Source organism: Psychrobacter sp. (genome assembly GCF_035469765.1).
Taxonomy (GTDB): Bacteria; Pseudomonadota; Gammaproteobacteria; order Pseudomonadales; family Moraxellaceae; genus Psychrobacter.
Genome location: NZ_DATIRM010000367.1, coordinates 1 through 20508, shown reverse-complemented (window position 1 = coordinate 20508; position 20508 = coordinate 1). Strand labels below are relative to the sequence as shown.

Genomic DNA, 20508 nt, shown 5'->3' with positions numbered 1-20508 from the left:
AAGGTTAAAGTTAGCGGTTACCCAATAATGCGCGAATATTCGCCAAGTATTCATCAGCGACGGCTTTTGGATCTTTGGTCGCTTTTTGTTTTTTTGCTTTGGCAGGCCAATCGATATGGTCTTCTGGTAGCTCATCTAAAAACCGTGATTCAGAAGTGACGCGCATCTGACCGCCAGCACGGCGCTGGGTCGCTAGCGTCAATGTTAGCTCGCGACGGGCACGGGTGATGCCTACGTACATTAAGCGCCGCTCTTCTTCGACCGTCTCGCTTAGGATAGAGTTACGGTGCGGTAGCATCTCTTCCTCAAGTCCCATAATATAAACAAAATCAAACTCCAAGCCTTTTGCTGCATGCAAGGTCATCAGATTGACTTTGTTGGTATTTTCCTCTTCTTGCTGCTGCTCTAACATATCTAGCAACACCAATTTACGAATAATGGTATCAATCGTCCGGTCTTCGTCTTCTTCAGCACGATTAATCAGCGACTGAATACTGGTATAGAGCATATCGATATTATCAATGCGGTTTTTTTCTTGCTGTGGTGTTTTAGAATCACTACGCACAAAATCAATATAACCGGTCTCATCAATCATTCGACGGACGATTGGTACTGGATCAGGATGTTGATCAAGCTCACGGGTATAGTGCTCAATAAAGTCGCCAAACTCTTTTAAAGTCCCATAAGCTTTTGATGGTAAAACATGAGCAAGACCGGCATGCGTACAAGAGGCCAGTAGCGAGATGCTATGCTCTTGTGAAAACAAGCCAAGTTTTTCGAGCGTTGCGGGTCCCATCCCGCGCTTGGGGGTATTAATCACGCGCAAAAATGCGCTGTCGTCTTCTGGGTTTAAAATCAGACGCAAGTAGCTCATGACGTCTTTAATTTCGCTACGGGCAAAAAACGATTGACCACCAGATAATTTATAAGGGATTTGCAACTGGCGAAGTTGTGCCTCTAGCATCCGTGCCTGAAAGTTACTGCGATAGAGAACCGCATATTGTTCCCACTCATTACCAAAACGCAATTTGTGAGTGACGATTTCTTTCGCCACACGCTCAGACTCATCATCATCATTGCGGCAATTGATAATACGGATTTTTTCGCCTTGACCTTTATCTGACCAAAGTTTCTTTTCAAATAAATGCTCGTTATTGGTAATAACCGCATTTGCTGAGGTCAAAATACGAGTAGTCGAACGGTAATTTTGCTCAAGCATAACGATTTTGAGCTTAGGGAAATCTTCTTTGAGTAGACCCATGTTTTCAGGTTTAGCACCGCGCCATGCATAGATAGACTGGTCGTCATCACCAACGACGGTAAAGCGTCCTTGCGGACCGACCAAATATTTAATCATCTCATACTGTGCCGTATTGGTATCTTGATATTCATCAACCAATAAATAGCGAATACGGTTTTGCCATTTATCACGTAGATCTCTATTTTCACGTAAGATTTTGGTCGGTAATACAATCAAGTCATCAAAATCAACGGCGTTATAAGCACGCAGGTTACGCTCATATAAAGCATAAAGGGTGGCAAAAATCATATCTTCTGGATCGTCTAAGGTTTCCATCGCCTTGTCAGGCTCAATCAAATCGTTTTTCCAATCAGAAATCATTTTTATCGCTTTGCCAACCAACTCACGACTCTCAGCGCCACTTAAGTTATCTCGCATCATCAATTCCATCAGCAAACGCTTGCTGTCGTCACTGTCCATGATGGAGAAGTTGCCCTTCAGGGGCGTATGAATCAGCTCATAACGCAAAAATTGTAGCCCAAATTGGTGAAAGGTTGACACCGTTAGCCCGCGTGTTTTTTCACTCGGTAACAATTTACTAACCCGAGATTTCATCTCTCGTGCCGCTTTATTAGTAAAGGTGACCGCCGTGATACGCTCAGCTGGCATGTTGCATTCTTCAATCAGATAAGCAATCTTGCGGGTAATCACAGAGGTCTTACCGGAACCGGCACCTGCTAATACTAGCAGTGGACCGGATACGTAGAGCATGGCTTCTTGTTGTTTGGGATTAAGTTGACTCATAACGTGACCTGTAAGACAAAAGCAAAAAGAGGATAGCAGTAAATCGTAAAACACCCGTGATAGCTGTCAATAAACTTAACGACATATTATCAAAATAGACGGCATATCAGTATTTTTCATAGGGCAGTACATAGAATGCTTTTAGTATTTTATGGCAATCTGTGAGGAAAATTAGGTGAGCTATTATAAAGCAAAAGCCAGCCGATTGGGCAGGAGTTAGCAGCGCGCAATATATGAAATTATGAGGTATATATAAGGTACGTCTTAAAAAACGCCTGAGAGAAACATTTTGTTTCAATGAAAAGTAGCAGAAATTTAGCCGAAATAGCGTCATTATTTATAAGTATTAATGAGAAATTAAATATCAGTATTAACGTTTAAACATATCGCTGAAAAACAAGCGTAAGCTCTTGACAAACATAGGTTTTAATTATATTTTTCTGTGTCTTAAGGTGTTTTGATAGTATCGGTTTTTACTTTTAAAAAGGTAGAATGCAGCACATTATAATAGCTAATCTATAGCATAGTTTGCAGAGAAAAAAACCTATTTTTTTTGCAGAGAAAATGACCGCTCAATACAGTTAAAAACTAGCTTTTGATTACCGATATGCGTATAGTACGTAAATAATTTATGCCAGTTGTCACGTCATTGTTGACCACGTGTAATGAGCTATTAAATCAATTAAATAAACCATCGAATATGACATTGATTTAATACGTTGATCTTACGTTGTTAGAAGATGCGTTGGGCGACCAGCCTTTATCCGCACATAGAGCGGACACTCTACAGTTGGTCATGTCTGACATCGTCGTCAATAAGCTTGATAATTGGTTGTTACCGGTACAGAACCTAACATGTGACTCAACGACAGTTACTTAAATACAGTGACGTAATTACGGTCGCTTTGTGTTTTCGTCTGCGTTATGCCTGTCGCTTGACGACCTTGAATAGGTCGATACTTGCGCGGCGTGTAACACTCGATTGGGTGAGGAGCACGTATTATCATGTCTGCTTTTAATTGGTCAGCCATTGCTTTTATTTTAGCCGCCATTGCGCTAGTTGTGTTTATGTTGGTCGTCCCGCGTCTACTTGGTGGTCGCTCACATGGCTCACAAAAAGAAGAGATATTTGAAGCGGGTGTTGTCGGATCTGGCAACGCCCGTATTCGTTTGTCTGCTAAATTCTATTTGGTGGCGATCTTCTTTGTTATTTTCGATCTAGAAGCCCTCTACTTATATGCTTATGCCGTTTCGGTACGTGAAGCCGGCTGGCTTGGCTTTGCTGCTGCTGCTATATTTATCACCATCTTGATCATTGGCTTGGTATACGAGTTGAGTCTGGGTGCGATGAATTGGGCACCGGCAGATAAGCTACGCAAAAAAGCACGTCTATATGCTGCACCTGCTGGCTTTAGTTTAGCGGACATCACCAAGTTCGATGGTGTTGATGAACTCATGGTCGATCCTACGGGCAAGATACCTGCGCAGTCTTCAGGACAGATTAACGTCTCAAACAATATTGAGACCAATCGTCGTCACTTGCAAAACATTGATCATATTAATACTACGGGTAATGTGACTTCTGTGGACTTTGCGACGTCTGCGCAAACAGATAAGATTACGCGTTAATTAATCGCATGGCACGTGAATAACAAAATTATTTAATAATGAAGTTAAGGCAGTAGTGAGGGCAAATCATTGCCGCACTTTGCTTAACATAAAGGTTGTATGTTATGAAATACACATTAACAAAAGCCAACCCTGATGCAGATGTCTATCCTGCTCAGACTCGTCAAACGGTCAATGATCCGCTGGAAGATGAAGTCAATAAAAACGTCTTTATGGGTCGCCTAGAAGATCTTGTACATTCGACAGCAAACTGGGGGCGTAAGCACTCACTCTGGCCATTTAACTTTGGTACCTCTTGCTGCTATGTCGAATATGCGACTACCTTAACCGCGGTTCACGATTTGTCACGCTTCGGTGCTGAGGTTATTCGTGCTTCGCCCCGTCAAGCGGATGTGATGATTGTCGCTGGTACTTGCTTTGTCAAAATGGCCCCGGTTATTCAGCGCCTATATGAGCAGATGCTTGAGCCAAAATGGGTGATCTCTATGGGTGCTTGTGCCAACTCAGGCGGCATGTATGATATCTATTCAGTCGTGCAAGGCGTAGATAAAATCATTCCTGTTGATGTCTATGTACCTGGCTGTCCACCGCGTCCAGAAGCTTTGATTCAAGGCTTGATGCTGTTGCAAGAGTCTATTACTAAAGAGCGTCGCCCATTAGGTATCCATGTCAATGAGCAAGGTATCTATCAGCCACAAATGACACCTGAGCGTGACCGTAAACAGGCAGATCGTATCGCTGTCAAAAACTTGCGTAGCCCAGATAGTATTTAGCTTATTACGTGAGTGTTTGCTTTGGCATTTTAGCTCAGTTGTTCATAATTCTTAGAAGTGCGCGTACGCTTATCATAGCTCGGTTATGATTGACATAGCTCGGTTATGATTAATGAAGGAAGACATCATTCATGGTCACGGTAGTTGAAAACACAGATCCTAAGATCAAACCTGTCCCAGCAGTTATCAAAGAGCTGGAAGAAAAATACGCTGGTAAGTTTGTCGTACAGCACACGGTGGATGAGATTCCAACGGTGTGGGTTTCGCGTGCCGATGTATTAGATATTCTATTATTCCTACGTAAGCTGCCAAAGCCTTACGTCATGCTATTTGATTTATCAGCGATAGACGAGCGTCTACGTCAGCATCGCCAAAGTTTGCCTGACAGTGACTTTACGGTGTTTTACCATTTAATGTCGCTTGAGCGTAATAGCGATGTCCGTATCAAGGTTGCACTCAGTGAAGACGATTTAAACGTCCCAAGTGCGACACAGATTTGGCCTAATGCCAACTGGTATGAGCGCGAAGTCTGGGATATGTTTGGTATTGTCTTTACCGGACATCCACATTTAACTCGTATCTTATTGCCTAAATACTGGGAAGGTCATCCACTGCGTAAAGAGTATCATGCGCGCGCGACTGAATTTACCCCTTATTTCTTGAATACGGCTAAGCAGCAGTACGAGCAAGAAAATCTACGTTTTGTCCCAGAAGAATGGGGCATGAAGCGCTCAGGTCGTGATGAAGACTTTATGTTCTTGAACATCGGTCCTAACCATCCGTCTGCTCATGGTGCATTCCGTTTGGTATTACAGCTTGACGGCGAAGAAGTGGTCGACTGTATCCCAGATATTGGCTATCACCATCGCGGCGCAGAAAAGATGGCTGAGCGCCAAACGTGGCACTCTTTCATTCCTTATACCGACCGTATTGATTATCTCGGCGGTGTGATGAATGAACTACCTTACATCATGTCGGTTGAAAAGCTTGCTGGTATTACTATTCCACCTCGTGCTGAAACCATTCGCGTGATGATGAGTGAGTTTTTCCGTATTACTAATAATTTGCTATTCGTCGGTACCTTTATTCAGGATGCGGGCGGTATGACGCCGGTATTCTATATGTTTACCGATCGCCAAAAAGCCTATGACGTCATCGAAGCTGTGACTGGCTATCGTATGCACCCAGCATGGTTCCGTATTGGCGGTACTGCTGCTGATTTGCCACGCGGTTGGCAGCGTCTGGTTCGTGAATTCTTAGATTGGATGCCAAAACGCTTGGATGAGTATGTCAAAGCGGCATTGCAAAACAGCGTACTAAAAGGTCGTACTCAAGGTGTTGCTCAATATAATACCAAGCAAGCATTAGCATGGGGCGTGACTGGTGCAGGCTTACGTGCGACAGGTTTAGATTTTGATCTACGTAAAGCGCGTCCATATATGGGCTATGAGAATTACGACTTTGAAGTGCCAGTCGGCTACAACGGTGATGCTTACGATCGCTGTATGGTCAAAGTCGAAGAGATGCGTCAGTCGTTACGTATTATTCGTCAATGTATGGATAATATGCCTCAAGGTCCTTATAAAGCTGATCATCCTCTTGCTGTGCCGCCACCAAAAGACCGTACCTTAAATGATATTGAGACCTTGATTAATCACTTTCTCTCAGTTTCTTGGGGTCCTGTCATGCCAGCTGGCGAATGTACGACGATTGTTGAAGCGACCAAAGGTCTTAATAGTTATTACATCACCTCGGATAAAGCGACGATGAGCTATCGTACCCGTATCCGTACGCCGACATTCGCGCACCTGCAGCAGATGCCATCAGTTATTAATGGCTCATTAGTATCAGATGCCATTATGTATCTAGCGTCGATTGATATTGTGATGGCGGATTGTGACCGCTAACGACTTTAAAAATAAGACGAGTTTATTAATATATTATCGCCAAACTGGCACACCAAAACGCTGTCATTGCGCTATGAGCGCAGTCTAAACAGTGGGCTGAGTGAGGAAAGAAAAAGATTATGAAAATTGTTTCCGATAAAATGCCAAAAGTAGACGTGGCAAGTATCTTAACCGCTGAAGAAATTGCGGCTATTCATGAGTTTGTGCATCATTACCCGCATCCACGCGCCGCGTCTTTAGATTCGCTAAAAATCGTGCAAAAGCGTAATGGCTGGGTCGATGATGCGCAAGTTAATGCCATTGCCAATATTCTAAATGTGCCAATGACCGATATGGACGGGGTGGCAACCTTCTTTAACCGTATCTACCGTCAACCGGTCGGTCGCCATGTCATCCTTATTTGTGATTCAGTGGCATGTTATTTGACAGGTTACGAAGCACTGTCTGCTGCATTTAAATCTGCGCTTGGTATCGACTATGGTCAAACAACAGCTGACGGTCGTTTTACGCTATTGCCGATTTGCTGTTTAGGTAACTGTGACAAAGGTCCTGCGGTATTGATTGATGAAGATACCTATGGTCCTGTCCAGCCTAAAGAAGTCGCCCAATTGTTGGAGCTATACGCATGAGATTAACTGTTTCAGAGCAGATTGCTCTTCGTAATCAGGGCAAAGCGCCAAGCCAGCTTAATGAGCAGCGCATTCCTATCTATGGTGACAAAGCTACAGCTACCAGTGAAACCAAGCCTTTAACATGGCGCCTAGCGCATCATGATGCCGTGCTTGATTTAGCCACTTATGAATCACTACGTGGTTTTGAAGCGCTAAAGATGGCGTTAAACCAATCGCCAGAAGCTACATTAACTACCATTAAAGAAGCAGTGGTAAAAGGTCGTGGCGGTGCAGGCTTCCCAGCAGGTATTAAATGGTCGCTGATGGCACCACCCGATGGTGGTCCACGCTACCTAGTCTGTAATGCAGATGAGATGGAGCCAGGTACTTTTAAAGACCGTTTGCTGATGGAGCGTCTGCCATTACAGCTTATTGAAGGTATGCTGATTTCTGCCTACGCGATTGGTGCCACGGCTGGTTATATTTTTATCCGCGGTGAATATATCTTAGCGGCAGAGCGTTTAACAGCTGCTCTTGAAGAGCTGCGTGCCAATAACTTGGTCGGCGATAATATTTTAGGTACAGATTTTAGTTTTGATTTGCATGTGCATACGGGTGCTGGTCGTTATATTTGCGGTGAAGAAACTGCATTGATTAACTGCTTAGAAGGTCGCCGTGCCAATCCGCGTACCAAACCGCCGTTTCCACAGGTAGCTGGCGCATGGGGTCGTCCAACCGTGGTTAATAACGTTGAAACCTTGCATAATGTTTCAGCGATTATTTTGCATGGTAGCAAGTGGTATCAAGACTTACCAAAAGCCAAAGGCGTAGTCGAAACGCCAGGTACTAAGCTATTTGGTTGTTCAGGTCTGGTCAATGATCCCGGTCTATGGGAGCTGCCTTTTGGTTATACCGCACGTGAAATTATTGAAGATTTCGCAGGTGGTATGCAGGAAGGTCGCACCCTTAAAGCCTGGTTACCAGGTGGTGCCTCTACTGACTTTTTAACCGCCGAACATTTAGATACTGTGGTTGATTTTGACACCATTCAAAAAGCCGGTAGCCGTATGGGTACAGGTCTGCTAATGGTGGTGGATGAAGAGCAAGATATGGTGCCATTGGTACGTAATCTTGAGATATTCTTCCAGCGTGAGTCCTGTGGCTTTTGTACCCCTTGCCGTGATGGTCTACCTTGGGGCGTTAAGTTGCTGACAGCCATTAACGATGGTGAAGGGCAGATTGGCGATGTCGAAAAACTAGAAGGCTTAACCCGAGATTTATGGATTGGCAAAACTTTCTGTGCCCATGCCCCTGGTGCGATGGAACCCCTTATGAGTGCGATTAAATACTTTCGCCCAGAGTTTGATCAAAAAATTGCGCAGGCGGTCGGTGAAGATGTCATTGATGCGGTAGCCAATCAACAGCCAGATGTGAAATAAGGAGAGCGGCATGGCAGTCATACATATTGATGGAACCACTGTCGAAGTAGATAGCGCAGACAATTTGCTACAAGCATGCTTGTCACTCGGCATTGATGTGCCGTATTTTTGTTATCACCCAGCCCTTGGTTCAGTAGGCTCTTGCCGTCAGTGCGCGGTTAAGCAATATATGACCAAAGAAGATATGGAAGCAGGTCGCGGTCGCCTTGTGATGTCATGTATGGTCGCCCCAGGCGATGATATGTACATCTCGGTCACCGATGATGAAGCGAAAGCATTCCGTAAGTCGATGGTTGAGCTACTCATGACCAACCATCCACATGACTGTCCAACTTGCGAAGAGGGTGGACATTGTCATTTGCAAGATATGACTTATATGTCAGGCCATAGCCGCCGCCGCTATCGCTTTACCAAACGTACGCATCATAACCAAGAGCTTGGTCCCTTTATTGCCCATGAGATGAACCGCTGTATCGCTTGTTATCGTTGCGTACGTTTTTATAAAGACTATGCTGGCGGGGAAGATTTAGGGGTGTATGGCTCTAATAATCGCGTCTATTTTGGTCGTGATAAAGATGGTCAGTTTGAAAGTGAGTTCTCAGGTAACTTAACGGAAGTCTGTCCAACCGGCGTATTTACTGACAAGACCCATTCTGATCGTTATAACCGTAAATGGGATATGCAGTATGCGCCAAGTATCTGTCATGGCTGTTCAGCGGGCTGTAATATCTCAGCCGGTGAGCGCTATGGTGAACTGCGCCGTATCGAAAACCGCTATAACGGTGAAGTAAACCGTTACTTTCTATGTGACCGTGGTCGTTTTGGTTATGGCTATGTCAATCGTGAAGATCGTCCAACCCAAGCGCTTGAGCGTATCAATGATAAGCACGTCAAAATCAATATCGATTATGCCCTTGATGAAACCATCAAGCGCATCAAAGACAAAAAAGTCATCGGTATTGGCTCACCACGTGCCAGCCTTGAGACCAACTTTGCGCTAAAAAATATGGTCGGTTTTGAGAATTTTTCAACGGGTCTCAATCATCAACAGCAAACACTGGTCAATAAATGTATCGAAGTGCTCAGCACTGAAGACATCTATAACCCAGGTATGACTGATATTGAAAGCTATGATGCGGTACTGATTTTGGGTGAAGATATCACTCAAACTTCATCACGTGTGGCACTTTCCATCCGTCAAGCGGCAAAAAATGAAGCGCTTAAAATGGCAGCGGCAACCAACACGCAACCTTGGTTGGCTGAGCCAGTCAAACGTATTGGTCAAGGTGTTCAAAGCCCTGTCTATATTATTGATGTGACTCAAACCAAACTTGAAGATATCAGTAAGGTGAGCGTAGTAGCGACACCGGAAGATATTACCAAACTTGGTTTTAAAGTTGCTGATGAGATTGCTAACTTTGCTGATTATTTAGCAGCAATAGTCGACCCAAGCGCAACTGAACAAAGTGCTGATACTGACGCTATGCAAGCGTTGGCAAAGCAAATTGCTTATGATTTGATCCAAGCCAATAAGCCTTTGGTTGTCTCGGGTAGCAGCTTATCATCTACTGCTTTGATAGAAGCCGCGGCGCAAATCACTCAAGTATTAAGCAAAAAACGTACCGCGATTAAAGCTACTGAGCAGTATCAAGTTGAAACGCATAACGCTGAGGTTAAAGCTGCCGAAATACAAGCAGCAACGGTACAGCAAACAGAAGATAAAGAACTGTCTGCGAAACCTAACAAACCTGAAACCGGTGTCAATACCGAAGCGCAAGACAATGTAGAGCGTAAGCCTGCAACCAAACTTGAGCTAAGAGCAGTGAATAATCACTATCATGCGCAAGCGGGTATTTATTTAGCCGTGACAGACGCTAATAGTATCGGTGTTTGCTTGCTCGGCGGTCATTCGGTTGAAGAGTTGCTAGCCACTGATTTTGATGTGGTTATCGTTGCTGAAAATCAGCTAACTGATGCCATCGATGCAAGTAAATTAACGCAGCTCTTAACAGATAAAACGGTCATTGCTTTAGACCATCAATTACTTGATTGGCATAAAGACGTCGATATCGTATTGCCAGCAGCAAGCTTTGCTGAAGCAGATGGAACGCTCGTTTCTGCTGAAGGTCGTGCTCAGCGCTTCTTCCAAGTTTATGATAACGAATATTATCATCCGCTAAGCAGCATTAAAGAAGGCTGGCGCTGGTTGCATGCTGTGCATAGTAGCTTAGAAGGGCGTGATGTCGATTGGACACAACTTGATGATGTGATTAATGCTTTGATAGCGACGCATCCTAAGCTTGCCGGTATCAAAGAAGCCGCACCTGATGCTGATTATCGTATGACGGGTTTAAAGATAGCCCGTCAGCCGCGCCGTTATTCAGGTCGTACCGCGATGCGTGCGCCAGTTTCTGTCCATGAGCCAATGCAGCCGAAAGATTTGGATACTGGCTTGACCTTTTCAATGGAAGGTTATAGCGGCAAACAAACCCCAAGCGCGATGATTCCTTTTGCGCAATCTGCTGGTTGGAACTCACCACAAGCTTGGAACAAATACCAAGATAAAGTTGGCGGTAGTCTCAAAAACGGTGATCCGGGCGTACGCTTATTTGATCAGTTAGAACGTTTGCCGACGCGCCAATATGTTGCCCCAGAAGCGATGTCTGCAACGACGACAGATATGCAGCAAGGACAAGCTAAACTGGTACCTATCTATAATATCTATGCCAGCTCAATGATGGCATCGCGTAGCCCAGTCGTTGCTGAGCAATTACCTGTCGCCGCATGGCGTATAGGGATTGATGACGCAAAAGAGTGGAATATCGCTGCCGGCGACTATTTGGCGATTGAAATTGATAAACAGCAAATCACGCTGCCAGTACAGCTCGTTGGCTATTTAGCTGAAGGCTGTATTGGTTATCCGGTTGGACAGGTGAGTATTATTCATCCATCAATGCCGGCATCAGTACGCAAAATAGATGCACCTATTACGATGATGGGTAGCATGGCTAATGACAATGCTTTAAATAATGCTGAAAATAACAATAACCGCGTAGCGCCAGTAAGTACAGCGCCGACCATACAGGAGGTGTAATATGCAAGTGACTCGTATTATCCCTGATGTGCCAAGCTTTTTGGCTAGTATGATGACCTTTGATACTTGGTCTATACTTTTTATGGTCGTGCAATCACTGGTCATCTTTTTAGTGGTCGTTATTGTTGCGGCAATGATGATTATCTATGAGCGCCGGATGCTAGCACTCTGGCAAGACCGTTATGGTCCAAACCGTGTCGGTCCGTTCGGTTCGTTGCAATTAGTCGCTGATATGCTCAAAATTTTCTTTAAAGAAGATTGGACGCCAAACTTTACTGATAAGTTTATGTTCACCTTGGCACCTGCGGTTGCCATGTTTACTGCCTTGGCGTCATTTGCCATTATTCCTATCTCACCAACCCTTGGTGTTGCTGATTGGGATATTGGTATTTTATTCTTCTTTGCTATGGCTGGTATCGCTGTCTATGCAGTGCTGTTCGGTGGTTGGGCATCTGCCAATAAGTTCTCGCTACTCGGCGGCCTTCGTTCAGCGGCGCAAACCATCAGTTATGAAGTGTTTTTAGGTTTGTCATTAATGGGTGTTGTTGCCTTAACCGGCTCATTTAACCTACGTGCAATTGTCGAAGCACAGGCTGACGGTTGGTATATTATCCCGCAGTTCTTTGGCTTTTTAACCTTTGTCGTTGCTGGTGTTGCCGTAACCCATAGACATCCGTTTGATCAGCCAGAAGCCGAGCAAGAATTGGCAGAAGGGTATCATGTTGAATACTCTGGCATGAAATTCGGTATGTTCTTTATTGGTGAATATGTCAACGTCGTACTAATTTCTGCCTTGATGACGTGCTTATTTTTTGGTGGTTGGTTAGCACCTTTCAATTTAGATATTCCGTTTATTCCACCAGCTTTTTGGTTCATGATTAAGACGTTATTCTTTATGACCATGTTTATTTTGGCTCGAGGCTCACTCATGCGTCCGCGCTATGATCAGGTGATGAACTTTGGCTGGAAAGTCTGTCTGCCCGTAACCTTGATTAACCTGTTGGTTACTGCTGCAGTGATTTTGATTTTTTCCCCAACGTTATAATCGTTACTAGCCATCACTGATGAACTAGAGTAAAGCTGATAAGGATAATAATCCATGTTTACTACTATAAAAAAGACTGTCATTGGTATTTTTACCATTGTCCGCAGTATGTGGATGGTCAATAGTCACGCTATTAGACCGCGCGATACCATTCTTTATCCTGAAGTGCCTGTACCTGTACCGCCGCGCTTTCGTGGACGTATTATATTGTCACGTGACCCTGATGGCGATGAGCGCTGCGTTGCTTGTAACCTGTGTGCTGTAGCATGTCCGGTTGGTTGTATTTCCTTACAAAAAGCAGAACGCGAAGATGGTCGCTGGTATCCAGAGTTTTTCCGCATTAACTTTTCACGCTGTATCTTTTGTGGATTGTGTGAAGAAGCTTGTCCAACGACGGCGATTCAGATGACGCCTGACTTTGAGATGGGCGAGTATGTACGTCAAGACTTGGTTTATGAAAAAGAGCATTTGCTGATTTCAGGACCGGGTAAATATCCTGATTATAACTATTATCGCGTGTCAGGTATGGCGGTAGCAGATAAACCAAAAGGCGCGGCACAAAATGAAGCCGCACCGATTGATCTAAGGAGCTTGCTACCATGATGAATATTTTGAACCATCCTGAATTGGCAGGGTTTTACTCATTGGCAGCGGTGGCAATATTTGCCAGTTTGCGGGTGGTAACTCAAGCCAATCCAGTGCACGCTATTTTATCGATGATTGTGTCGTTATTGGCAATCGCTGGCATATTTTTTATATTGGGTGCGCCATTTGCTGGGGCACTCGAAATTGTCGTTTACGCTGGTGCCATTATGGTGTTGTTCGTTTTCGTTATTATGATGCTAAATTTAGGCATGCGTAACGATGAGCGTGAAGAGCGCTGGCTTGATGCCGGCACTTGGGCGATACCGACGGGCTTGACGATTATTATCGCGGTTGTGCTGTATGCGATGATTGGTCTCAATCATGACGAAGCTGCCATGATTGGCGGGTCGACCATTTCAGCCAAAGCGGTGGGTACAGTCTTATTTACCAAATATATTATGTTGATAGAAGTGGCAGCATTGCTACTATTAGCAGCCTTAGTTGCGGCCTATCATTTAGGTAAAGAGGCTATCGATGATGAGATTATCGGTAACGATAGCCTAGTAGCCAATCCAAATATTGGTAGGATTGAGCTGTACGAAAACGACAGCATGCACACCAATAACGATACAGTAAAGATGACAAAACCATACGAATATAAAGATGTTGACCCGCTTGACTACGTAGGTATGCAGGTGGGTGCGAAGAAAGTCACGCGCAAGGAGTCAGACTGATGGTACTAGCAGCAAGCGTGGCACAAGAGGTTGTCAATGTGCCGTTTGCCCATGAGGTAGCAGGCTTAGTGCAGCCGGTTGCTGAGGCGCAAAATGTACTGGGTTTGATACCCATGAGTCATGGATTAATCTTGGCAGGTATCTTATTTGCGATTGGTCTGTGCGGTGTCATGGTACGGCGTAATTTCTTATTTATGCTGATGAGCCTTGAGATCATGATGAATGCGGCGGCACTGGCATTTGTGGTAGCAGGTAGCCGCTGGGTCGATCCAGATGGACAGATTATGTTTATCTTTATTTTGACTTTAGCAGCAGCAGAGGCAGCCATTGGTTTGGCAATATTATTGCGTTTTTATCATCAGCGTGGGCATCTCGATGTCGACAGCGCCAATGAGATGAAAGGATGATGTCATGAGTTTATTACCATTAACCTTTATATTCCCGCTCGTTGGCTTTTTGATTTTAGCCTTTATGCGCGACAAGTTAAGCGAGCAGGTAGCAGCGATTGTCGGTGTCGGTAGCATGCTGCTATCAGCGCTCTGTACGCTGGTTGTTAGCTATACCTTTTTAACAACGAATCCAGCCGGAACTGTCGTAGAGATTCCACTCTGGACATGGTTCCAAGTGGGTGACTTTGCACCAAATTTTGGCTTAAGCTTTGATGGCTTAGCATTGACGATGACTGGGGTTATTACCGGCATTGGCTTTTTAATTCATCTGTTTGCCGCTTGGTATATGAAAGGTGAAACAGGTTTTGCACGCTTCTTTAGCTATATGAACCTATTCGTCGCTAGTATGTTATTGCTGGTATTGGCGGATAACTTGTTCTTGCTATATCTTGGCTGGGAAGGCGTTGGTATCTGTTCATACTTGCTGATTGGTTTTTATTATCAAGACCGTGCCAATGGTCGTGCCGCGATGAAAGCCTTTACCGTCACCCGCGTAGGTGATGTGTTCTTAGCTTTTGGTTTATTTTTCTTATTCCGCGAATTTGGTACGCTTAATATTCAAGAGATTATTACTCGTGCGCCGGAAGTTTTCGATATTAATAACCCAACCATGATTTTGACCACGATGATGTTGGTTGGCGGTGCGATGGGTAAATCAGCACAGTTACCACTGCATACCTGGCTTGCAGATGCGATGGCAGGTCCAACACCAGTATCGGCATTGATTCACGCGGCGACGATGGTTACTGCTGGTGTTTATCTGATTGCGCGCCTACATCCATTATTTATCCTGACACCGGGTGTATTATTGTACTGGGTTGGGGCAGTGGGTGCATTGACGTTAGTTGTTGCAGGATTTTGTGCGCTGGTACAAACGGACATTAAACGTATCCTTGCTTATTCGACCATGAGCCAAATTGGCTATATGTTCTTGGCATTGGGCGTTGGGGCATGGCAAGGTGCTATTTTTCACTTGATGACCCATGCTTTCTTTAAAGCGTTGTTATTCTTATCATCAGGTGCGGTGATTCTTGCGGTACATCATGAGCAAAATATCTTTAAGATGGGTGGCTTGCGTAAAAAGATACCATTAGTATTTTGGTGCTATATCGTCGGTGGCGGTGCATTGGCAGCGATACCTTGGGTGACAGTTGGTTTTTATTCTAAAGAAGCGATTCTTTGGGAGAGTTATGCAACTGGTCATATGGTCTTATTCTATATGGGCGTATTCGGAGCTTTCTTAACCGCGCTTTATACCTTCCGTATGATTTGGATTATCTTCTTTGGTGAAGAAAAAACTCACGCACACAAACTATCTGGTGTGTCGTATTGGCTGCCGCTTAGTGTGTTGCTAGTATTATCAACGGCAGTGGGTGCCTTCATTACTCCGCCATTGCAAGGCGTATTGCCAGAGAGCGTTGGGCATTTATTAGAAGTTTCTGGTCAAGCGCATGGTAAGCATACCGCTGAGTTTATCGCGATGGGTGCGATGGCAGCGGGCTTGGTATTGGCGGCGCTATTATATGTCGTTAATAAAGGTCGACTGCTGACCAGCTTTAAGCGCACGCGTATCGGCGGCGCATTATATCATTGGTGCTATCACGGTATGGGCTTTGACGCGCTATACGATATAGTTTTTGTAAAACCCTTTTTGTTCATCGGCCGCTTATTTAAAGCCGACCCTATCGATAAAACGTGGCTGCTATTACCTAAGCTGGCATCAGCGGGTAATAAGGTATTGTCTGCGACGCAAACAGGGTCACTTCGAGGTTATGCTGCAAGCTTTGGCTTGGGTATGGCTGTGTTACTCGTGCTGGTAATGATGACGGTGGTATAAAATGATTGAGTTACAACAAACGTGGATGCTACCAGCATTAATTGCCATTCCTTTTATTGCAGGATTGCTATGTTGGCTGGTTGAACGCTTTAATAAACGTCTACCGCGCTGGATTGCTTTGATTGGTATGACGTTGACCTTTGTATTGTCATTAGTTCTGTGGCAATACGGTGATTTTTCTGGCATGAGTCAGCAAGTCATTGCGCCAGATGCAAATGTGCCTTGGGTTGCTGAATTTAGTGTGCCATGGATACCTAGCTTTGGTATTAGCTTTCATTTGGCGTTAGATGGTTTATCGCTAATGATGGTAGCTTTGACAGGGTTACTCGGTGTTGCCGCAGTTGCCTGTTCGTGGAATGAGATTCAGCGCCGTGTTGGTTTTTTCCATCTGAACTTGCTGTGGAGCTTGGGCGGCGTCATTGGTGTTTTCTTAGCCATTGATATGTTCTTATTCTTCTTCTTTTGGGAGATGATGCTGGTTCCAATCTACTTCTTGATCGCGATTTGGGGTCATGACGTCGTTGGCAAAACCAAAGAGTATGCAGCAACGAAATTCTTTATCTATACTCAAGCGTCTGGGCTAATCATGCTCGTAGGCATTTTGATATTGGTCATTATCAGCTACGCCCAAAAAGGGGTGGTTAGCTTTAATTATAATGATTTACTCGGTACGTCACTTGGCGGCTGGGAATATCCGATCATGCTGTGCTTCTTTATTGGCTTTGCCGTTAAGTTGCCGATTATTCCGTTCCACGGCTGGTTGCCTGACGCGCATGCACAAGCACCAACGGCGGGTTCGGTAGATTTGGCAGGGGTTTTGATTAAGACTGCCGCTTATGGCTTGATTCGTTTTGTCTTACCATTATTTCCAGCAGCATCACAAGATTTTGCGCCTATTGCCATGACGTTAGGTACGATTGGTATCTTCTATGGCGCATGGCTAGCCTTTATGCAAACCGATATGAAACGCTTATTGGCTTATACCAGTATCTCGCATATGGGCTTTGTGGTATTGGCAATTTATGCTGGAACCTTACTCAGCTTGCAAGGTTTGATGATTCAAATGCTTGCACATGGTCTAAGCTCAGCAGCGCTATTCATTATGGCAGGGCAGTTATATGAGCGCTTACATACGCGCGACTTGACCTTGATGGGTGGTATGTGGGGTCAGTTCCGTTATTATGCGCCGATACTGATGTTCTTCTGTGCGGCCTTACTTGGTATTCCGGGTACAGGTAACTTCATTGGCGAGTTCATGATTTTATTTGGCGCCTTTGCCGACTATCCTGTATTTGTAGTATTTGCGACATTCAGTTTAGTATTAGCGGGTTTGTATTCACTAATTCTGATTCACAAGGCGCTATTCGGTACTAATAATATTAAAGAAGTGGCGTTAAAAGAAACCAAGTCTCATGGTCTACCAGAGCGTCCATTAAAAGATTTGGGCAAGCGCGAGCTGTCGTTACTATTGATGCTTGCCGCAGGCTTGGTCTGGCTCGGATTGTATCCACAGCCGTTCCTTGATACTTCAAGTCATGCGATGCAATGGATTAATAACGCCTATATATATAGTCAAGTAACACAAGTAGATGCCTCGCAGCTGCTTGATGCAATGGAGGCACGTTAAGTCATGAACGATTTTACGATGAATGATTTGATGGGGCTGCTGCCTTATGCACCAATCATTGCGGTAGTCATTACAGTATTAATGGTGATGATTGCCATCACTATGAAGCGCTCACATATGGTGACAGGTACAATCTCGGTTATCGGTCTTAATATTGGTCTGTTTATTTTGCTTGGGCAAATGGCAGGTATAGTTGATAGTGGAACACTTGTGCCAGCCGCTGAGCAGTTATTTGTGATTGATAACTTTGCTCAGTTTAATATGGTCATTATCTTTATCTGCGCATTGGCATGTTGTACGTTATCTTATGCCTACTTAGCCGATTTAAAAGACCATAAAGAAGAGCTATATTTGCTCATGTTGCTATCAACGGTTGGCGCGCTACTTATGGTTTGCGCCCAGCACTTAGCGTCATTCTTTATGAGTCTTGAGATGCTATCGATACCGCTATATGGCATGCTGTCATATACCTACATGCGCACTCGCTCGCTAGAGTCGGGGCTGAAGTATTTGGTATTGTCAGCGACTGCATCAGCAACACTGCTGATGGGTATGGCATTTATCTATGCAGAAGTTGGCTCACTGGCATTTAAGCCTATCAGTTTAACTTTGACAGAGACCTTTGAATCACCGCTGTTGATTTTAGGTGCAGCGATGATGATGTTTGGTATCGCCTTTAAGCTCTCTGCCGCACCCTTTCATATTTGGACACCCGATGTCTATGAAGGCGCACCTGCGCCTATCGCGACTTATCTGGCCTCAGTATCAAAAGTGGCGATGATGGCATTGGCAGTACGCTTTTTAATTGATACCTCGCTATTGGCATTGCCATCGGTACAGATGCTGCTGATGGTCATGGCAACCTTGTCGATTTTGCTGGGTAACTTACTCGCCGTACGCCAAACTAGCCTCAAACGTTTACTTGGTTATTCATCTATTGCCCATATGGGTTATGTGTTAATCGTGATCGTGAGCATTGGCTCTGCTGCTGATAGTATTTCTAGCATGTATATGGCGATTTATGCCCTTACCTCTATCGGTGCCTTTGGTGTCGTAACCTTGATGTCTAGCCCTTATCGTCTGTCTGGTGAAGCAGACGAGTTGACTCACTATCAAGGTCTGTTTTGGCGCCGTCCGGTATTGACGGCTGTCATGACCATCATGATGTTGTCTCTAGCGGGTATTCCATTGACCGCAGGCTTTATCACGAAGCTATTTGCGATTCTTGCTGCGGTACAAGGTACTAACTGGTTCTTAGCAGCGATGATTATTCTCGGTAGTGCGATTGGCTTGTTCTATTACTTGCGCGTCTTGCTCACATTGTTTAAACGTCCAAAACAGTTTATTGAATTTGACGTCTCGAAGCAGTGGGGTCTACGTACCGGCGGTATCATGGTCATTGCCGTCACGGTAATCATTGTATTCTTTGGTGTGTTACCAAACAGTATGATTGAATGGGCAAGTTTGGCTCGTATTTGGTAAGCATAGAGAGCTGAAATAAGTAGCGCTATATCTGTGCTGCTACTTATTGCTTGTTACGGTTCGAAAAACAAGATGCGCCAGCTTTGTGATAAGCTTGGCGCATCTTTTTTGTGTTGTTTAAATTTTTATAAAAATAAATGTTAATAAAATATAAGTGATTCATTACTATGAGCGACAATATTCAAACCGTAACAGTGCTAAGCAAAACTACTTGGACACCAAATTTATTTAGCTTCACCGTTAGCCGTCCGGATAGCTTTAAATTCACGGCTGGGCAGTTTGTACGTTTGGGCGTCAATCCCAGTCAGTTAAGCTACTACAAGCAGAAAGCTGTAGAAAATGGCGATGCATCTAACGAAGAACTGCGTGAAGCGCTAAATGAAGATATTTTTCGCGCTTATTCAATTGTTTCCTCACCCTTTGATGAAGTATTAGAATTTTTCTCTATCGTCATTCCTGATGGTGCATTTACCTCGCAGTTGCAACACTTGGAAGTAGGCGATAAGTTGCTGCTAAATACCATGCCTTTTGGCTTTTTGACGTTGGCGCGTTATCAAAAGCCATTACCAAAAGATTTGTGGTTATTAGCGACAGGTACCGGTCTTGCACCTTTCTTATCGATGCTACAAGATTTAAAGACATGGGAAGATTACGAGCATATCATATTGGCGTATAGTGCTCGCTCGACAGAAGAGTTGGCATACATTGAGAAGATCGAAAGTTTGCAAGAGGACTTTGGCTCCTTGGTTGATAATCCTGCACAATTAATGTTTATACCTATCGTTACTCGTGAATCTGTTGAAGGCGCATTAACTGAACGTCTGCCAAAACTCTTATTAGATGGGACACTACAAGAACGTGCGGGCATTGCTTTAGATGTCGATAGCACGCATGTCATGCTGTGTGGCAATCCAGAGATGGTAGAAGATACTAAAGAGACATTAAAGACCTTAGGATTGGTAATGAATCGCCGCGGCGAAGGCAATATTGCTGTAGAAAACTACTGGTAACGAATGTCATAGAGTATTATCGAGTGTCATTTATTTGAATATTTTTAGCAAAAGAAAAACGCTGTATCTTGAAGACTCTCGTCTAACAAAATACAGCGTTTTTTTATAAGAGATAAAAATTATAAGAGAGCAAAGTTATAAGAACTGAGAGCTTATGATATTTTAAATTTGGCCCGCCACATTCGCCGCATCTAGAGGGTTAACAGGACCTTGTACCTGTACCGGCTCATCTTTTTCAGTGA

General features: G+C 44.3%; 16 protein-coding genes. 15 read left to right on the top strand and 1 reads right to left on the bottom strand.

The annotated features are described in order from the left end of the window. Nucleotides 1-10: 10 nt before the first annotated feature. Nucleotides 11-2044 carry a UvrD-helicase domain-containing protein gene (locus VLN09_RS10115; protein WP_325246151.1) on the bottom strand — a complete coding sequence of 678 codons (2034 nt, stop codon included), beginning with the start codon at nucleotides 2042-2044 and terminating at the stop codon, nucleotides 11-13. Between the two features lie 730 nt (nucleotides 2045-2774). Between VLN09_RS10115 and VLN09_RS10110 the strand changes: the two genes are divergently transcribed. From VLN09_RS10110 to VLN09_RS10040, 15 genes are all read left to right on the top strand, one after another. After that, nucleotides 2775-2924, top strand: coding sequence for a hypothetical protein (locus tag VLN09_RS10110; protein WP_325246149.1), 150 nt, complete (start codon nucleotides 2775-2777; stop codon nucleotides 2922-2924). A gap of 125 nt (nucleotides 2925-3049) precedes the next feature. Then, a complete protein-coding gene (gene ndhC / locus VLN09_RS10105) occupies nucleotides 3050-3673 on the top strand; it encodes an NADH-quinone oxidoreductase subunit A (RefSeq protein ID WP_325246147.1) in 624 nt (207 codons plus the stop codon). Nucleotides 3674-3777: 104 nt separating this feature from the next. Further along, nucleotides 3778-4446: an NADH-quinone oxidoreductase subunit B family protein gene (locus VLN09_RS10100; protein ID WP_325246145.1), complete on the top strand. Its 669-nt coding sequence runs from the start codon at nucleotides 3778-3780 to the stop codon at nucleotides 4444-4446. A gap of 131 nt (nucleotides 4447-4577) precedes the next feature. Then, nucleotides 4578-6353, top strand: coding sequence for an NADH-quinone oxidoreductase subunit C/D (gene nuoC, locus VLN09_RS10095; protein WP_325246143.1), 1776 nt, complete (start codon nucleotides 4578-4580; stop codon nucleotides 6351-6353). Between the two features lie 119 nt (nucleotides 6354-6472). Then, nucleotides 6473-6982 (top strand): NADH-quinone oxidoreductase subunit NuoE, encoded by a 510-nt coding sequence (gene nuoE, locus VLN09_RS10090; RefSeq protein ID WP_325246141.1) that lies wholly within the window; start codon nucleotides 6473-6475, stop codon nucleotides 6980-6982. Then, entirely contained in the window at nucleotides 6979-8403 is a 1425-nt protein-coding gene (gene nuoF, locus VLN09_RS10085; protein WP_325246140.1) for an NADH-quinone oxidoreductase subunit NuoF, read from the top strand. Before nuoE ends, nuoF begins: the two co-directional genes overlap by 4 nt. A 10-nt stretch (nucleotides 8404-8413) precedes the next feature. Beyond that, nucleotides 8414-11497, top strand: a complete 3084-nt coding sequence (gene nuoG, locus VLN09_RS10080) for an NADH-quinone oxidoreductase subunit NuoG (RefSeq protein ID WP_325246138.1) — start codon at nucleotides 8414-8416, stop codon at nucleotides 11495-11497. A 49-nt stretch (nucleotides 11498-11546) separates the two neighbouring features. Beyond that, nucleotides 11547-12542, top strand: coding sequence for an NADH-quinone oxidoreductase subunit NuoH (gene nuoH / locus VLN09_RS10075; RefSeq protein WP_041757924.1), 996 nt, complete (start codon nucleotides 11547-11549; stop codon nucleotides 12540-12542). Nucleotides 12543-12596: 54 nt separating this feature from the next. Next, nucleotides 12597-13145, top strand: a complete 549-nt coding sequence (nuoI, locus tag VLN09_RS10070; RefSeq protein WP_068034761.1) for an NADH-quinone oxidoreductase subunit NuoI — start codon at nucleotides 12597-12599, stop codon at nucleotides 13143-13145. Beyond that, on the top strand, nucleotides 13142-13861 hold the full coding sequence (nuoJ, locus tag VLN09_RS10065) for an NADH-quinone oxidoreductase subunit J (RefSeq protein WP_325246134.1): 720 nt from the start codon (nucleotides 13142-13144) through the stop codon (nucleotides 13859-13861). Before nuoI ends, nuoJ begins: the two co-directional genes overlap by 4 nt. 98 nt (nucleotides 13862-13959) lie before the next feature. After that, the gene (gene nuoK, locus VLN09_RS10060; protein WP_041753378.1) at nucleotides 13960-14268 is read left to right on the top strand and encodes an NADH-quinone oxidoreductase subunit NuoK; all 309 of its coding nucleotides are present in this window, start codon (nucleotides 13960-13962) and stop codon (nucleotides 14266-14268) included. A 4-nt stretch (nucleotides 14269-14272) separates the two neighbouring features. Beyond that, the gene (gene nuoL / locus VLN09_RS10055; RefSeq protein WP_325246132.1) at nucleotides 14273-16147 is read left to right on the top strand and encodes an NADH-quinone oxidoreductase subunit L; all 1875 of its coding nucleotides are present in this window, start codon (nucleotides 14273-14275) and stop codon (nucleotides 16145-16147) included. A 1-nt stretch (nucleotide 16148) separates the two neighbouring features. After that, a complete protein-coding gene (gene nuoM / locus VLN09_RS10050) occupies nucleotides 16149-17774 on the top strand; it encodes an NADH-quinone oxidoreductase subunit M (protein WP_325246130.1) in 1626 nt (541 codons plus the stop codon). Nucleotides 17775-17777: 3 nt separating this feature from the next. Next, nucleotides 17778-19256 (top strand): NADH-quinone oxidoreductase subunit N, encoded by a 1479-nt coding sequence (locus VLN09_RS10045; protein ID WP_325246128.1) that lies wholly within the window; start codon nucleotides 17778-17780, stop codon nucleotides 19254-19256. Nucleotides 19257-19423: 167 nt separating this feature from the next. Continuing rightward, nucleotides 19424-20266, top strand: coding sequence for a ferredoxin--NADP reductase (locus VLN09_RS10040; RefSeq protein WP_325246126.1), 843 nt, complete (start codon nucleotides 19424-19426; stop codon nucleotides 20264-20266). The last annotated feature ends 242 nt before the right edge of the window (nucleotides 20267-20508 follow it).

Bases quoted from the DNA above. Each gene is read 5' to 3' on its own strand.
- nuoI (WP_068034761.1), top strand. From the start codon at position 12,597: ATGTTTACTACTATAAAAAAGACTGTCATTGGTATTTTTACCATTGTC.
- nuoE (WP_325246141.1), top strand. From the start codon at position 6,473: ATGAAAATTGTTTCCGATAAAATGCCAAAAGTAGACGTGGCAAGTATC.
- nuoM (WP_325246130.1), top strand. From the start codon at position 16,149: ATGATTGAGTTACAACAAACGTGGATGCTACCAGCATTAATTGCCATT.
- VLN09_RS10100 (WP_325246145.1), top strand. From the start codon at position 3,778: ATGAAATACACATTAACAAAAGCCAACCCTGATGCAGATGTCTATCCT.
- nuoJ (WP_325246134.1), top strand. From the start codon at position 13,142: ATGATGAATATTTTGAACCATCCTGAATTGGCAGGGTTTTACTCATTG.
- ndhC (WP_325246147.1), top strand. From the start codon at position 3,050: ATGTCTGCTTTTAATTGGTCAGCCATTGCTTTTATTTTAGCCGCCATT.
- nuoG (WP_325246138.1), top strand. From the start codon at position 8,414: ATGGCAGTCATACATATTGATGGAACCACTGTCGAAGTAGATAGCGCA.
- nuoC (WP_325246143.1), top strand. From the start codon at position 4,578: ATGGTCACGGTAGTTGAAAACACAGATCCTAAGATCAAACCTGTCCCA.
- nuoF (WP_325246140.1), top strand. From the start codon at position 6,979: ATGAGATTAACTGTTTCAGAGCAGATTGCTCTTCGTAATCAGGGCAAA.
- nuoL (WP_325246132.1), top strand. From the start codon at position 14,273: ATGAGTTTATTACCATTAACCTTTATATTCCCGCTCGTTGGCTTTTTG.
- VLN09_RS10115 (WP_325246151.1), bottom strand. From the start codon at position 2,044: ATGAGTCAACTTAATCCCAAACAACAAGAAGCCATGCTCTACGTATCC.
- nuoH (WP_041757924.1), top strand. From the start codon at position 11,547: ATGATGACCTTTGATACTTGGTCTATACTTTTTATGGTCGTGCAATCA.
- VLN09_RS10045 (WP_325246128.1), top strand. From the start codon at position 17,778: ATGAACGATTTTACGATGAATGATTTGATGGGGCTGCTGCCTTATGCA.
- VLN09_RS10040 (WP_325246126.1), top strand. From the start codon at position 19,424: ATGAGCGACAATATTCAAACCGTAACAGTGCTAAGCAAAACTACTTGG.